The sequence below is a fragment of the Alteromonas sp. RW2A1 genome, assembly GCF_001886475.1.
Lineage (GTDB): Bacteria > Pseudomonadota > Gammaproteobacteria > Enterobacterales > Alteromonadaceae > Alteromonas > Alteromonas hispanica.
On the sequence record NZ_CP018031.1, the window covers coordinates 1403395 to 1419579 of the forward strand.

13 protein-coding genes are annotated in these 16185 nt (G+C 44.3%); 8 read left to right on the forward strand and 5 right to left on the reverse strand.

Annotation, left to right across the window (positions count from 1 at the left end; genetic code table 11):
• Positions 1–65 precede the first annotated feature (65 nt).
• Positions 66–2285 (reverse strand): NADP-dependent isocitrate dehydrogenase, encoded by a 2220-nt coding sequence (locus BM528_RS06330; RefSeq protein WP_071979160.1) that lies wholly within the window; start codon positions 2283–2285, stop codon positions 66–68.
• 656 nt (positions 2286–2941) lie between these two features.
• Between BM528_RS06330 and BM528_RS06335 the strand changes: the two genes are divergently transcribed.
• The 7 genes from BM528_RS06335 (at position 2942) to BM528_RS06365 (ending at position 8991) form a co-directional block, all read left to right on the forward strand.
• A complete protein-coding gene (locus BM528_RS06335; RefSeq protein WP_071979161.1) occupies positions 2942–3490 on the forward strand; it encodes an rRNA large subunit pseudouridine synthase E in 549 nt (182 codons plus the stop codon).
• Between the two features lie 264 nt (positions 3491–3754).
• Positions 3755–4876 (forward strand): tRNA 2-thiouridine(34) synthase MnmA, encoded by a 1122-nt coding sequence (gene mnmA, locus BM528_RS06340; protein ID WP_269529751.1) that lies wholly within the window; start codon positions 3755–3757, stop codon positions 4874–4876.
• Positions 4876–5502 (forward strand): high frequency lysogenization protein HflD, encoded by a 627-nt coding sequence (hflD, locus tag BM528_RS06345; RefSeq protein WP_071979162.1) that lies wholly within the window; start codon positions 4876–4878, stop codon positions 5500–5502. Before mnmA ends, hflD begins: the two co-directional genes overlap by 1 nt.
• A gap of 43 nt (positions 5503–5545) precedes the next feature.
• On the forward strand, positions 5546–6913 hold the full coding sequence (gene purB / locus BM528_RS06350) for an adenylosuccinate lyase (protein ID WP_071979163.1): 1368 nt from the start codon (positions 5546–5548) through the stop codon (positions 6911–6913).
• Between the two features lie 107 nt (positions 6914–7020).
• On the forward strand, positions 7021–8133 hold the full coding sequence (locus BM528_RS06355) for a cupin domain-containing protein (protein WP_071979164.1): 1113 nt from the start codon (positions 7021–7023) through the stop codon (positions 8131–8133).
• Positions 8134–8154: 21 nt separating this feature from the next.
• Complete coding sequence (locus BM528_RS06360; RefSeq protein WP_071979165.1) at positions 8155–8613, forward strand: GNAT family N-acetyltransferase; 459 nt, start codon at positions 8155–8157, stop codon at positions 8611–8613.
• 156 nt (positions 8614–8769) lie between these two features.
• Positions 8770–8991: a PGPGW domain-containing protein gene (locus tag BM528_RS06365; RefSeq protein WP_071979166.1), complete on the forward strand. Its 222-nt coding sequence runs from the start codon at positions 8770–8772 to the stop codon at positions 8989–8991.
• 312 nt (positions 8992–9303) lie between these two features.
• Here BM528_RS06365 and ppsA read toward each other — a convergent pair whose 3' ends face one another.
• Entirely contained in the window at positions 9304–11676 is a 2373-nt protein-coding gene (ppsA, locus tag BM528_RS06370; RefSeq protein ID WP_071979167.1) for a phosphoenolpyruvate synthase, read from the reverse strand.
• A 262-nt stretch (positions 11677–11938) separates the two neighbouring features.
• On the opposite strand from ppsA, the gene ppsR reads away from it, so the two are divergent.
• Positions 11939–12751, forward strand: coding sequence for a posphoenolpyruvate synthetase regulatory kinase/phosphorylase PpsR (gene ppsR / locus BM528_RS06375; protein ID WP_071979168.1), 813 nt, complete (start codon positions 11939–11941; stop codon positions 12749–12751).
• Positions 12752–12831: 80 nt separating this feature from the next.
• Here ppsR and BM528_RS06380 read toward each other — a convergent pair whose 3' ends face one another.
• The 3 genes from BM528_RS06380 to BM528_RS06390 all read right to left on the reverse strand — a co-directional run bounded on the left by BM528_RS06380 (position 12832) and on the right by BM528_RS06390 (position 16176).
• A complete protein-coding gene (locus BM528_RS06380; RefSeq protein WP_071979169.1) occupies positions 12832–14817 on the reverse strand; it encodes a tetratricopeptide repeat-containing sulfotransferase family protein in 1986 nt (661 codons plus the stop codon).
• Positions 14818–15102: 285 nt separating this feature from the next.
• Positions 15103–15552, reverse strand: coding sequence for a GNAT family N-acetyltransferase (locus BM528_RS06385; RefSeq protein WP_071979170.1), 450 nt, complete (start codon positions 15550–15552; stop codon positions 15103–15105).
• 84 nt (positions 15553–15636) lie between these two features.
• Positions 15637–16176 (reverse strand): DUF2058 domain-containing protein, encoded by a 540-nt coding sequence (locus BM528_RS06390; RefSeq protein WP_071979171.1) that lies wholly within the window; start codon positions 16174–16176, stop codon positions 15637–15639.
• Positions 16177–16185: the final 9 nt, after the last annotated feature.

Consider the following 16185-nt stretch of genomic DNA (forward strand, 5'->3'; position numbering starts at 1 on the left):
TTAGGGGCTCAATACATCGAGAATAAAAACAAACGCGTTTATAAACCGATGCCTATGCCGCTTGTTTAAGCGCCCATAATAGCTTTAAGCGTTTCGCTTGGTGACATTGCAGCGAAGACCTTGTCTTCATCCGGGTAGTAGTAACCACCAATCTCCTGCGCTTTGCCTTGCGTCGCATCAATCTCTGCAATAATGTCATCCATTTTTGCCGACAGCTCATCGTACACAGCTTTAAACTGTGCAGCCAACTCTGCGTCTTCAGTTTGATTTGCAACTTCTTGCGCCCAGTAAAGGCCAAGATAAATATGGCTGCCACGGTTATCAAGCTGACCTGCTTTACGCTGTGGAGACTTGCCGTTATTAAGCAGCGCTTCTGTCGCTTTATCCAACGCATCCGCAAGGATTTTTGCTTTTGGATTCTTATGCTTAATAGCAACATCTTCTAGCGAAACCGCCAATGCTAGGAATTCACCTAGTGAATCCCAACGTAAATGACCTTCTTCAACGAACTGCTGAACATGCTTCGGCGCTGAACCACCTGCACCAGTCTCATAAAGACCACCACCAGCCATCAGTGGAACAATAGATAGCATTTTGGCACTAGTACCAAGCTCAAGGATTGGGAACAAATCTGTTAGGTAGTCACGAAGTACGTTGCCAGTTACAGAAATTGTATCTAACCCGCGAATTGCGCGCTCCATGCTGTAACGGATTGCACGTACTGGAGACATAATTTGAATGTCTAAACCAGACGTGTCGTGGTCTTTTAAGTAGGTGTTTACTTTTTCAATAAGCTGAGCATCGTGCGCACGCTCATCGTCTAGCCAAAATACCGCAGGCATACCTGATTGACGTGAACGAGTAACAGCTAGCTTAACCCAATCTTGAATAGGCGCATCTTTCACCTGACACATACGCCAGATATCGCCTTCCTCTACGTCGTGAGAGATAAGCACGTTGCCGTCTTGATCTACGATAGACACTGTACCATCAGCTTCCAGCTCGAATGTTTTATCATGAGAGCCGTACTCTTCTGCTTTCTGTGCCATTAGGCCAACATTCGGCACTGTACCCATTGTAGTTGGGTCGAAGGCACCGTGCGTTTTACAGAAGTTAATGACTTCTTGATAAATAGTCGCGTAAGTACTTTCAGGAATAACCGCTTTTGTATCATGTGCCTTTCCATCCGGTCCCCACATTTGACCAGAGTTACGGATCATTGCAGGCATTGAAGCATCAACGATAACGTCGCTTGGTACGTGAAGGTTTGAAATACCTTTATCAGAGTTAACCATTGCCATGGGCGGTCTGTCTGCATAACACGCATTGATATCTTTCTGAATTTCAGAGCGTTGGCTTTCTGGTAGGGTCGCTATCTTGTCATAAACACTACCTAAACCGTTATTAGGATTAACACCTAACTCTTCGAAGAGATCGCCGTATTTGTTAAATAGGTCTTTGTAGAAAACCTTAACGCAGTGTCCGAACACAATAGGATGCGACACTTTCATCATTGTTGCTTTAACGTGTAATGAGAACAATACGCCAGTGTTCTTCGCATCTTCAATTTGCTCTTCGAAGAATTCGCAAAGCGCCTTCTTGCTCATAAACATACCGTCGATAACTTCGCCAGCTAGCAAATCTACACGTGGCTTAAGTGTTTTCTTACTGCCGTCTTTACCTGTAAATTCAATACTCACGTAGCCATCTTTTTCTACCGTTACCGACTTTTCAGCAGAGTAGAAATCGCCACCGCGCATGTGTGCAACGTGTGAACGAGAAGCCTGAGACCACTCTCCCATTGAATGAGGGTATTTACGTGCAAAATTCTTCACAGCTGTAGGAGCACGACGGTCAGAGTTACCCTCGCGCAATACAGGGTTTACCGCGCTTCCAAGCACTTTACTATAGCGCTCGCGAATTTCTTTTTCTTCATCAGTTTTAGGAGAGTCAGGGAATGCAGGAACATTAAAGCCTTTGTCATTAAGTTCTTTGATTGTAGCTCGAAGCTGAGGGATAGAGGCACTGATATTAGGAAGTTTGATGATGTTTACATTAGGATCTTGTGTCAGGTCACCAAGTTCAGATAATGCATCTGGTACTTTCTGCTCTTCTTCTAGGTAATCTGGAAAATTAGCAAGAACCCGAGCAGCTAATGAGATGTCACTGAGTTCGACATCGATGTCTGCAGCTGCGGCAAACTTCTTGATAATTGGAAGTAACGAATACGTTGCCAACATTGGCGCTTCGTCCGTCTTCGTATAGATGATCTTAGACTTGGTCATTATATACCTCTATTTAGTTGGCAGAGCACTGCCTTTTTTAGTCCATTTTGTCGTAACGACCCGCTGCAAAATGCAGCGCCCACGGCCATTGCGATACGTAAATACGTTTCTCCTCGCCCATCACATGTGAGCAAGTTAACTTTCGTCTTCGCTTTTTGCCGCACGTCCCTCTATTCATCCACCGACGAGCGTCGCATATTGCGACAGCTTCTTATTCATTGGAGTGGAATTATTTTGCAACAAACAAACGAATGCACGGCCTATACAACTAACCGCGTACATTAGTATAGGGTCGAAAGTTTGAGTTACAAGTCATACCATTGTCTTAGTGACAAAGATCAATAAATAAATCGTTGAAAATAGCGGCTATATGTTGACCTAATTGAGCAGTTTTTCAGCAAAAACGTGCCATTTAGGTATTAACATTCTCTGAAGGTATCGTGCTAACCCGAAATCGTTCAAAAGCATACAAACAGCCTCCTGCGTGGCGCAAAGCTTTGAAAAATGTGGATAGCCAGCATTTTTGGAACTGAAGGTTTAAACCGTGCTACGATCAATAGCTGATTATTAGTTCAAGAATAAGCAATGCCACTTTAATCTATAAACTGACGCTTGTTGTCGACTTTTTTACTTACCGTTTATTAAACAGGTTTTTCATGCAGACAGAGACTAAAGTCATTCTTTTTAACAAACCGTTTCAGGTACTTTCTCAGTTTACTGATGCCGAAGGTCGCGAGACATTAAAAGACTACATTGACGTTCCAGGCGTCTATGCCGCAGGCAGACTTGATAGAGATTCTGAGGGGCTTTTAGTACTCACGAACAATGGCAAGTTGCAACATAAACTGGCTCACCCTAAAGCGAAAACCAGTAAAACCTATTGGGTGCAAGTTGAGGGTGTTCCAGACCAAGTAGCAATCCAATCACTTCAACGGGGTGTAGAGCTCAAAGATGGAATGACTAAACCTGCAAAAGTGCGATTGATGTCAGAACCAAACGTTTGGGAAAGGCATCCTCCTGTACGATTTCGACAATCAATCCCCACGTCATGGCTTGAAATCACTATAAGCGAAGGACGAAATAGACAGGTAAGGCGTATGACCGCACACGTAGGTTTCCCTACCCTGCGACTTATTCGTTACCGAGTAGGAAATTGGACAATAGACGGCATACCAAACGGTAAGTTTGTCAGCATAAATGCATAGGGCTACTGCTCATCCGCCCTTTGAGGGTGGCGCAGGTAATTAGACGGCTCGGGAAGTTAGACGTCACAGGCAGTAAGCCGAAAATGCTGAGCAAGTGACCTTCACGAGGAGCAATTACTTTGAGTTCGAATATCACAAGATATTAGTGTGAATTAAGCTGAGTATTCTGGTAAAATCCGCGACCTTTAGCGACGACCGCAACAAACCCATTATGCGCCCCGTAATCAAATATTGGGCAGCGAATGCAAATTTCTGAAAAAGAGTGTGCAAGACGTAGTGATTGACAAAAATTCGAACGCCAGCAAAAAAGTTATCGTCGGCATGTCCGGCGGAGTAGATTCATCCGTTTCAGCTTACCTGCTTCAACAGCAGGGATATCAGGTTGAAGGTCTTTTCATGAAAAACTGGGAAGAAGATGATAATGACGAATATTGCGCAGCGGCAGAAGATCTGAAAGATGCACAAGCTGTAGCCGATAAGCTGGGAATGGAACTTCACACTATTAATTTCGCCGCCGAATATTGGGACAATGTTTTTGAATATTTTCTTGAAGAATATAAAGCTGGAAGAACGCCAAATCCAGACATTATGTGTAATAAGGAAATCAAATTTAAGGCATTTTTAGAGTTTGCAGCAGAAGATCTCGGTGCCGACTATATCGCGACGGGTCATTATGTGCGTCGTCGTGAAGTTAATGGTAAATGGGAAATGCTTCGTGGTTTAGATAACAACAAAGACCAGAGCTATTTCCTTTACACACTGGGTGAAGAACACGTTGCGAAGACACTATTTCCTGTAGGCGATATCGAAAAGCCGCTGGTAAGAAAAATTGCAGAAGAACAAGGTTTAGTTACCCACGATAAAAAAGATTCAACCGGCATTTGCTTTATTGGCGAACGCAAGTTTAAAGATTTTCTTGCCCAGTATTTGCCTGCGCAGCCCGGTATGATTGAAACTGCAGAGGGCGAAGAAATAGGCAAGCACGAAGGTTTAATGTATCACACTCTTGGTCAGCGCAAGGGTCTGCATATAGGCGGACTTGCAAAGTTTGGTGAAGAGCCGTGGTACGTTGTTGACAAAGACGTCGCTCGCAATGTGTTAATTGTGGGTCAAGGTGCTGATCATCCTCGCCTCTACTCGAAAGGATTAATCGCCAAACAGCTTCACTGGGTAGATCGCAAAACCATCACGGCGCCGTTTGAAGCTGTCGTGAAAACCCGATATCGCCAAACCGATATCCCTTGCACTATTACCCCAAAAGATGACGACACCATTGAAGTCATATTTAAAGAGCCTCAAAAGGCCGTTACTCCTGGGCAATCAGCCGTATTTTACCTTGACGAAGTTTGTCTGGGCGGCGGTATTATTGAGAGTTACATTCGATAATGTTAGATGCAGATATAGAGAATAACTTAGCACTGGCTGGTGTTTGCCAAGCCGCAGCATTAGTGCAGCAACTTGCTCGAAAAGGTACAGCTGACAACGAAGCAGTAGAGGCAAGCCTCTCCAGTATTCTTGTGACCGACCCAGAGACACCGCAGCATGTATTCGGCAAATTAGGTAACTTACACGTTGGCTATGCCACTTTGGTGTCACAGATATCAGACAAACAGGCAACAAAAGATACTGAGTTAACGCGATATATTGCCAGTATTCTAGGCCTTGAACGCAAGCTAGCGAAGAAGCCGAAAGCCATGCAAGAACTTGGCGAACGCATTTCTCATGTTCAACGGCAATTAGCCCACGTCGATTTTCAAAACCCTCAAATAGTATCTTCTCTGGCCAGTATTTATAGTGATGTTGTTAGTCCGCTAGCACCGCGCATTCAAGTGGCGGGAAACCCAGATTACTTAGGTCAACCTGCCACACAGCATAAGGTGCGCGCATTACTACTTGCCGGTGTTAGAGCCGCCGTGATGTGGCGACAAATGGGTGGGAAGCGACGTAATATTTTGTTTAAGCGAAAGCAAATCTTAAACAGTGCCGTAAAGGCACTTAGATTAATTAACTAGTGCCGTAAAGGCGCTCAAACTAATAACTAGTGAGGAGCTCAAGGTGGAACTGAGTCAGTTAACTGCAATTTCCCCTGTCGATGGTCGATATGCTGGCAAAAGCGCTGAATTGCGCAGTATTTTTAGCGAGTATGGATTATTAAAATACCGCGTAGAAGTTGAAGTTCGCTGGCTGCAAATGCTAGCGAGCAATGCGCATATTGAAGAAGTTCCCGCTTTTTCAGAATCTGCCAATGCATTGTTAGACAGCATTGTTGCAAACTTCAGTGTAGAAGATGCTACACAAATAAAAGACATCGAACGCACTACAAATCACGATGTTAAAGCAGTTGAGTATTTCCTTAAAGAAAAAGTAGCAGCTAACGAAGAGCTAAATGCGGTAAGTGAATTCATACACTTTGCCTGTACGTCAGAAGATATTAACAACCTTTCTCACGGCTTAATGCTAAAGGAAGCTCGCGATAGCGTTATTCTTCCGTATTGCGATAAGCTCATTGACGCCTTAATTTCTCTGGCGAAAAAGTACCAATCGGTGCCTATGATGGCAAGAACACATGGGCAACCTGCTTCACCCACGACTATGGGTAAAGAAATGGCGAACGTGGCTATTCGACTTAAACGCCAGCGTACGCAAATAGCCAATGTTGAGTTACTTGGTAAAATAAATGGTGCCGTAGGTAACTACAACGCACACTTGTCGGCTTACAAAGACGTTGACTGGCACAATGTGTCAGAGCAGTTTGTAACCTCGCTAGGCTTGTCGTGGAACTCGTTTACCACACAAATTGAACCTCACGACTACATTGCCGAAATGTTTGACGCCGTTGCTCGCTTCAACACTATTCTTATCGATTTCGATCGCGACGTATGGGGTTATATTGCTCTTGGTCACTTTAAACAGAAAACAGTAGCCGGCGAAATTGGCTCGTCCACAATGCCTCACAAAGTTAACCCTATTGACTTCGAAAATTCAGAGGGCAATTTAGGCCTGGCTAATGCTATTTTCGATCACTTAGCAGCAAAGCTTCCTATTTCACGTTGGCAGCGTGACCTGACAGACTCTACAGTACTTCGCAACCTTGGCGTAGGCGTAGGTTATGCAGTTATCGCATATCAGGCCACACTAAAAGGTATTAGCAAGCTAGAAGTGAATGAAAAGAGCCTTGCTAATGAGCTAGACAATAACTGGGAATTGCTTGCAGAGCCAATTCAAACTGTTATGCGTCGTTACGGCATCGAAAAGCCTTATGAAAAGTTAAAAGAGCTTACTCGTGGCAAAAAGGTAGATGCACAAGGTATCGCTGCCTTCATCGACAACCTTGATATGCCAGAGTCTGCAAAAGATGAGTTGAAAGCCTTAACGCCAGCCAACTACATTGGTGATGCCATAAGACTTGTTGATCAACTGTAGTTTCTCTTTAATAGTTTGAAAACAAGCGCGGTCATTTACCGCGCTTTTTTCTTTGCTTTTCTTGTGCTTTATTTTTCATATTCTTTCTTTTTTAAGGTTAGGCCGCAATGCAATCATTCAATATCGACACGTTTCTTAGCGAATACTGGCAGAAAAAGCCTGTCGTTTTAAAAGGCTTTTTTACTGAGTTTGTCGATCCTATCGATGAGAACGACCTGGCTGGGCTTGCTCAAGAAAGTGAAATAGACAGCAGAGTAATAAGTCGCAAGAACAACAAATGGCAGGTAGAGACCGGCCCAATTGCCGATTTTGAAAAAGCGTGCCAAGGCCAGTGGACTCTTCTGGTACAGGGCGTTGATAAATACATCGCCGATGTTCAACCACTACTCTCTCCTTTCTCATTTATTCCCCACTGGCGTTTAGATGATCTTATGGTGAGCTTTGCCACTCAAGGTGCAGGGGTTGGTGCCCACATAGACCAATACGATGTATTTTTAATACAAGGCAAAGGCGCTAGACGGTGGCGAGTGGGCGAGCCGGGCGACTACGTAGAAGTACTGCCCCACCCGAAACTTAGGCAAATAGAGGGCTTTTCGCCCATCATCGATGAAGTCCTTATGCCGGGCGATGTGCTTTATGTTCCACCAGGCTGGCCTCACGACGGTATGACAATAGAAGATAGCCTCACCTACTCCGTTGGCTATCGTGCCCCTGACAACCTGCAGTTGGCGGAAAGTCTCGCCATGATGTTAGATAAAGGCTTTGCAAACCATCGCTTCAGCGATCCAGGTAGGTTGGCGGCTTCATCTCCAGCAATCGTAGCATCTTCAGACGTAAAAGCATTGAAGCAACAGCTTATCGATGCAATTCAATCTGATCATTTTACCCAAGCGTTATTGGAGGCTATGAGTGAGCAAGGTATACCTGAGTTTCCTTTAGAACAAGAAGTAACCATAGAACAAGTATCAAACGACCTCGCATCGGGAATTGGCTTTCAACCAGCACCCGGGGTAAGAGCAATTCTATGTGACGGAAAAGACGGTTTGCCCTATGCCCTTTACGTGAACGGCAGTCGTTTTGATATTGGTGAGAGTGATGCAGAGTGGTATCGGCTATTAGCGTCGGGTGCCAATTTTAACGCCAGTTCGTGCCAAGATGCTACCTCTTTTGCGTTTTTACAGACATTGGCTACACTTATTAATAATGGATATTGGGAATAGCGACACGAGGCACTCTAAGCTATGACATTTACGGTACGAGCCGTCGATTGGGAACAAGGAAAGGTACTTGTTCAATCACTGCGAGAAAGCGTTTTTGTTGTAGAGTGGCGAATTCCGCAAACCAATGAATTTGATTCGCAGGACGAAACGGCTACGCATGTCGTTATGTTTGATGATGCCGACAAGGCAATAGCTACCGGCAGGCTTACTCAAACTGGAGAGCTTGGACGAATAGCGGTAAATCGCAACCATCGTACACTGCTGGTATATAAAACCTTGTTTGCAACATTAATTGACTGTGCTAAAAAGCAGTCTTTTCCGAAGATAAACGTAGTGTGTAACCTCGACAGTGTTTCCTACCACCGCTCCCTAGGGTTCAAGCCATACGGTAGAGTTTTTATGGACGCCGGCGTTCCCCGCCAGCGTCTGCAATGCGAAGCAAAGCAATTCCCATTTCCCGACGTAGAACAAATTCACTGACTGCATTAGCCGCACGTTTACACTCATGTATTTCTTGCGCATCGTATGCATCGCATACAAATGGTTACATATTAAGCCTTGGCAACTGGCGCGAATAGACACAGTATATAAAGCTTGGCGCATTTAAGTGCGCGTTTTCTTGAGGACATCGCAAAAATGAAAGCTTTACGTCTCACATTTGGTGCCTTGCTACTCATCAGTGGCATTATCCTTACACTATTGCCAGGCTCTATACTCCTAGTGATTTCAGGGCTGGTTCTTCTAAGTTACGATTGGCCCCGAGCACGAGGTTGGCTGAAAATAAGCCAGAAGTCCATGGCCTATGGTGCCAAAAAACTAGACCGCTTTATGCTTATGAGAAAACTCAAAAAGTTTTAAAACACTAAAGTCAGCCAGTGGATACTGAACTTTGCTCACTGGGGTCAAAAATAGAGCAATCATCGAGTAGGGTGAGGCTTGCGCCTCATCCCTCTCACAGAACCGTACGTACGGGCCTCGTATACGGCTCCTGCATACTTCATATCACTTGCTAAGTGAGCCCTTGCCATTCGGATTATCTTCCCCTCAGTCAGGGTGATTCAGGTTTCTTTCAACCTGACGGGTTTGCCAGCTTCGCTGGGCAAACAAAAAAGCCGCTCTTTAAGAGCGGCTTTCATAACGTATTAAGCAAATACTTTTGTAGATGTGCATTTAACCATGCTTCTCAGCAAGGTATAGCCAGGTTTCAACAACTGAATCTGGGTTTAGTGATACAGAGTCAATGCCCTCGGCCACTAGCCATGCTGCAAAATCTTCGTGATCTGATGGCCCTTGACCACAAATTCCGACGTATTTACCACGTTTCTTGGCAGCTCCTATGGCCATTGACAGCAACGCTTTTACTGCTTCATCACGCTCATCAAATAAATGAGCAATAAGTCCACTGTCACGGTCGAGACCTAACGTTAACTGTGTAAGGTCATTGGAACCGATAGAGAAGCCATCAAAAATATCCAAGAACTGGTCGGCAAGAAGTGCATTAGAGGGTAATTCGCACATCATGATAATGCGCAGGCCTTTATCGCCCTTCTTAAGCCCCTGCTCTTCAAGCAACTCAATGACTTTGCGTCCTTCTTCCACCGTTCTCACAAATGGGATCATAATTTCCACATTTGTTAGGTCCATTTTGTTTCGAACGCGTTTTATCGCTTCACACTCTAGCGCGAAGCAATCCCTGAAATCTTCAGAAATATAACGGCTAGCGCCACGGAAACCAAGCATCGGGTTTTCTTCATCTGGCTCATATTGATAACCGCCCACAAGGTTGAAATACTCATTCGACTTAAAGTCTGACATGCGTACAATTACTTTTTCAGGTGCAAAAGCGGCACCAATCGAAGAAATCCCTTCAACTAGTTTTTCAATGTAATATTCAGTAGGTGATTCATAACCCGCAATCATGTCGGTTATTTCTTCTTTCAACTCTTCAGGCTGGCTGTCAAAATTAAGCAGTGCCTTAGGGTGTACACCAATCATGCGATTAATAATAAACTCTAAACGAGCGAGACCAACACCTGCGTGAGGAAGACGTGCAAAATCGAAGGCACGATCTGGATTACCCACATTCATCATCACCTTAAGTGGTAAATCTGGCATTGAATCAATGCGTGAAGTCACTACATCGAACTCAAGCTCATCACCGTAAATGTATCCTGTATCGCCTTCGGCGCAAGACACTGTAATTTTGTCTCCGTTAGCAATGCTATCTGTTGCATTGGTACAGCCTACAACAGCAGGAATACCAAGCTCTCGGGCAATAATAGCTGCGTGACATGTACGTCCACCGCGATTGGTTACAATGGCCGAGGCTTTTTTCATGATTGGCTCCCAGTCTGGGTCAGTCATGTCGGTAACTAAAACGTCTCCGGCCTGGATCTTATCCATTTCTTCAATAGAGCCAAGTACCTTGGCAACGCCTGCGCCTATTTTGTGACCAATGGCTCGGCCTTCACAAACGATGTTGCTTTGCCCCTTGAGTTGGAAGCGCTCAATACTCTGAGAGTCTTCACGGCTACGAACAGTCTCCGGACGTGCTTGAACGATATACAGCTTTCCGTCAACGCCGTCTTTGGCCCACTCAATATCCATAGGACGTTTATAATGCTTTTCAATAATTTGCGCTTGTTTTGCAAGCTCCATCACTTCGTCGTCTGACAAAGAAAATGTTTTGCTTTGGCTTGGCTCGATATCGACAATTGAGACTTGTTTACCGTGAGCTTCGTCATCGGAATAAATCATTTTAGTCAGTTTGCTACCAATGTTACGACGCACAATGGCAGGCAATCCCTTATCAAGGGTTGGCTTGTGAACATAGAACTCGTCTGGGTTAACCGCACCTTGCACTACCATTTCACCTAAGCCGTAAGAGCTTGTGATAAATACAACGTCTTCAAAACCAGACTCGGTATCGATGGTGAACATAACGCCTGAAGCGGCTATGTCACTGCGCACCATGCGTTGTATACCTGCAGATAGCGCAACGCCCTTGTGGTCGTAACCTTGGTGTACGCGATAAGAAATAGCACGGTCGTTGAATAGCGAGGCAAATACATGCTTTATCGCTATCATTACCGAGTCGTAGCCTTTCACGTTTAGGAAGGTTTCTTGCTGACCCGCAAACGAAGCATCTGGCATATCTTCTGCTGTTGCAGATGAACGCACTGCAAAAGAGGCTTCGTCACCCGCATCGCCTTGGAGCGTAACGAAGGCTTCGCGAATTGCTTCTTCCAGTTCAGGTTGGAACGGCGTATCGATAATCCACTGGCGAATATTCTTGCCAGCTTCAGTAAGCGCACCAATGTCATCTACATCTAACGCATCAAGCGTTTCGTGTATTCTCGCTTCCAATCCACTTTGTTCTAAAAATGCATTAAATGCTTCAGCGGTTGTTGCAAAGCCACCTGGCACCTGCACACCGGCGTTTGAAAGGTTTGAAATCATCTCGCCCAATGATGCATTTTTGCCGCCTACGCGACCCACATCGTGCATGCCCAGTTCTTGATACCAAAGTACGTAATCTTGCACAGCCCAAGCCTCCCGCTTTTTTATGTGTAGGGTATGAGGTTAATTCCAGATTTTATTGCTTTTATTATCTGGAATGAATCAATTCGTTAATCGAAAGTTAATTGGCAGAGTAATAAACGCGCCGACAGATATATTCAACTTATAAACGTCATTCGCGATAAGCATCTGGCTTTTCGATGAAATCATCATAGAATGGGGTTATTAAGAATGTAAACTCTTTATTAATTCTGTAATTAAATTACGACAATGTTAAGGATATGTTGTGCGAACAGCTTTTTATATTTCAGATGGTACAGCCATAACGTCAGAGGTGTTTGGACACGCCCTGCTCTCATTATTTCCGGTCGAGTTTAACCACAACACCATTCCATTCGTTGAAACTGAGGAACACGCTTACAAAGTTTTAGAGAAAATTTCTGAAAGTTTTCAAGATACCGGAGAAAGGCCGCTCGTTTTTTATACAATTGTGAATGTAGATATTCGCAAAATCATCTCGAAATCAGTGGGTATCAATTACAATTTTCTAGACCAATTTGTCGCGCCGCTCGAAAAAGTGCTCGGAGTACCGTCTAAACCGGAAAAACATCGCACCCACAGTATTCATGAAACCACCTACGATATTCGTATCGAAGCGGTAAATTATGCACTTGCTAACGACGATGGCTCTAATTTAAAAGATTATGATGAGGCCGATATTATTCTTACCGGCGTATCTCGCTCGGGTAAAACGCCCACAAGTTTGTATTTAGCCCTTCAGTTTGGGATAAAAGCTGCCAACTACCCTTTTACCGAAGAGGATATGGGGGATATGCTTAAGTTACCGCCTGCTTTAAGGCGATATAAAAACAAGCTATTTGGTTTAACTATACAGCCAGAGCGCTTACACCAAATACGTTCTGAGCGAAGAGCAAATAGTAAATACGCATCAATGCAGCAATGCCGTATGGAACTAAGAGAAGTTGAAAACTTGTACCGGAAAGAAAAGATCCCGTTTCTCAATAGTACAAAGTATTCAATAGAAGAAATCTCGGCCAAAATCTTGGCCGAGACAGGATTAAAACGCCGTAAATATTAATATAAGGTTTTTATCGTCGGTTAACGCGGTTACTTATTCTGTTATCTAATGCGTTAACCGACAAACGCAAGCCTAAAAGGTTAACTCGAAAGCGCCTGCTTAAGCTCATCAAGATAAGGTTCGAAAGGCTTCCACTGCTGCATTCCAGTTTTGTAGATTGGCTGACGAACTTGCTCAGAACTTGGAGTTTTTATCACACGTTTTGTCTCGTAAAACGACAGACACGCTTCTTCAAAGGGCAGCCCACAAAATGATAGCAGCCTTTTTACTTGCCCTTCCAAATCTTCAAGTACATCCTCATGTTGAACCGTTAAAACCTGGTTAGGCAATACTGCTTTCCAATGGTCCAATAACGATTCGTAAGCCACGTAATAACGGCCGATATCTTCTTGACCGTAACTAAACTCCTGTCCTTCGCCAAATAGCTGTTTAAAGCCGCTAAAACAGCAGTCCATTGGCGCTCTGCGCGCATCAATAATCTTCGCATTAGGCAGAATCTTTTTGATTAGCCCGATATGAATAAAGTTATTCGGCATTTTATCAATAAAGAACGGCGCTCCTTGTCGGTAAGCACGTGTCTGTTCTATGTACTTCTGCCCTAAGGCTCTGCAGGCATCATCGTCTAATTCTGTGACATTAAACGGATAAGGCGTTTTCTTGTGACTCAACGACGACGCTATTCCTAAGATATCGTGAAGCTCCATAGTGCCATCTACCATAGAATGCGACGCAAGTATTTGTTCAAGTAAGGTTGAACCTGCTCTAGGAAGGCCGACGATAAAAATAGGATCAGGGGCTTGGCACCCTTGAGTATTGTTGAAGCTACTTTGAGAAAACGCGCGCTTCTGAGCGTCTAATGCGGCCTCGGTTCTGCCTATATCAAACTGAATGGTGCGCTTTTTGAGTGAGTTACCTTTTTGGTAATAATGAAAAGCAGTTTTTGCGTCTTTTCTGTCTTCATAGCCTTTGCCAAGGGCAAAACATAAATGAATTTTATCATCCAGTTTAGTCGACTCTAAAGATTCTTGGTCCACCATTTTCTCTATAGTTTCATCATCGAAACGATAGGTTTTGGTATTTGCTAAACTCCAATAGGCATCGCCAAAATCTGCCGCATAGCGAGTAGATTTTTCGTAAGCTGAAACAGCCTCTTGCAGCTCGCCCTTTGCTTTTAATGCGTGGCCTAGCGCCACCCATAATCCGGGGCGGTCGCCATTTTTAGCCAATAGTTCACGATATATTGCTATCGCATCATCTAACTTACCTACACCTACTAACGCATGGGCTAGCGATACCTGTACAGTAAAGTTATCAGGGCTTTGGGCCAGGCGTTTCTTTGCAAGTTCAACGGCTTCTGGAAACTTACCAACTTTAGACAAAAGACTTTGAAACGAAGCGGCTGCTCTATCATTTTCTGGGTACATCTCTACACAGCTTTCTAATAAGAATTCTGCATCGCTATACACTTTTAACTGAATACCTAACTCTGCTAGCAGCATCATTGCTTCTGGATGATGTTTGTTGGCAGAAAGAAATTGACGGCATACTTGCTCAGCTTTGTGAAGCTGGCCTTCATGCATTAAATCAGTAGCACCAAGCAACGGCTTGGGTAATGAGGATAAAAATTGAATTTGCTGCTGACAGAGTAAAAGCGCTTGTTCTTGCTTGTCTTTTTTGTAAACCTTTTCTAGCTGCTGCCACGACGCAAGTAACGCTGGGTTAAAACACGTTGCTTGATAGAAGCTATGAGCAGCTTTTTTACCATCAAACTTTAAATAACAGTAACCCAACTCCTGGAATGCCCGTCCATAATCTGGATATAAAGACACTAAGTTATCAAGTGTCGAAATAGCATTTTGAATATTTCCAGACAATCGATAAGCCACAGCAAGTAAATACAATGCCTCACGTTTTGCCTCAGCACTCAAGCCAGTGTCAGAATTTGCACCGCTTTCGTCTGCGCTGGGGCTGAGTAAACTGCTGCACTGAGTGATTACAGACTGATGCTGTGACTGCATCAGACTTTTTTTAATGTTGGAGAATAATTGTTGTTCTTCTATTTTCATTTATACAGCATGCCTAAAAACGCATCGAGTAGGGTGAGGCTTGCGCCTCATCCCTCTCACAGAACCGTACGTACGGGCCTCGTATACGGCTCCTGCATACTTCATATCACTTGCTAAGTGCGCCCTTGCCATTCGGATTATCTTCCCCTCAGTCAGGGTGATTCAGGTTTCTTTCAACCTGACGGGTTTGCCAGCTTCGCTGGGCAAACAAAAAAGCCCAATTTGACGATTGGGCTTTTAGGATGTTTATAAGGCTTAAGTCGGCTTAAAGTTGGTTAAATTTACTCAGTCTCGTTTCATATCTACGTGCGGAATGTCATCTTCAAGATACATTACCGAAGTGGGGACAAAGCCAAAGCTCTTGTAGAATTCGAGTAAATATTCCTGTGCACCTATCTCGATAGACGCGTCAGGCCACAATACATCGCATTCATTTATGGCTTTATCTACCAACAACTTGCCTGCGCCCTTGTTGCGGTGAGCACTATGGGTAGCTATACGCCCAATACTTGCTGACGGATAGCTAACGCCAGGCGCTAATAACCTAGCGCACGCAATCAAATTGCCATCGACAAAACCCATTAAGTGACGAGTTTCTTGATGCCTGTCTTTTTCATCAAGCTCTGGGTAGGGACATGTTTGCTCAACCACAAACACATCTACCCTAAGTTTTAGCAAATCAAAAAGCTGGTGAGTACTAAGCTCGTCGAACTTACTGCAGATCCAGGTGATCATGAAGCCTCAATTTTGTTGTTTGACTGTGTAAGCTAACGCAAAAAGGTAAATTCCAACGCGACATATTATGAAGAGGAAAGTAACTTACCACGTCAAATCATCGGGGATTTCATAGTCTGCATACCAATCATCCTCCGCTTCATCCTTACCATCATTACCGCTTTTATCTAAATCAGCTCGGTAAACAATAAAGCTTTCATCTCGCTGCGCAATTTTATCGGCCACCGGCGTTGGCACCAGCTCGTAGGCATCATCTAACAACACTACGGTCAATCGACCTTTTGTCACCTGACGGTGCATATCCGCACTTACGTACATCCGCTTCACCACGTTATCATGAGTGAAGTTAAGTACGGTATCGCCTTTGCGTTCTTGTTTATTGGTGACTATAAGCTGTTTAACCTGAGCTGCTATAGAGCGCTTTTCTCGCTCGTTTTGCTGCAGTTGGTTTAGCTCGCGAGAGCGCGCTTTTTTCTCTTCAGCCGCCTGCTGCGCTGCTATAGTAGCTTCATCAACAACAGGCTTTTTCTGCTTCTGCTTTTTACGCTTCTCAGCACGGGCTTTCTTTGCAGTTCCTTTATCTGCTAAACCCGCTTTCAAAAGTTGGTCTTGTAGAGATGCCATATATCGTTC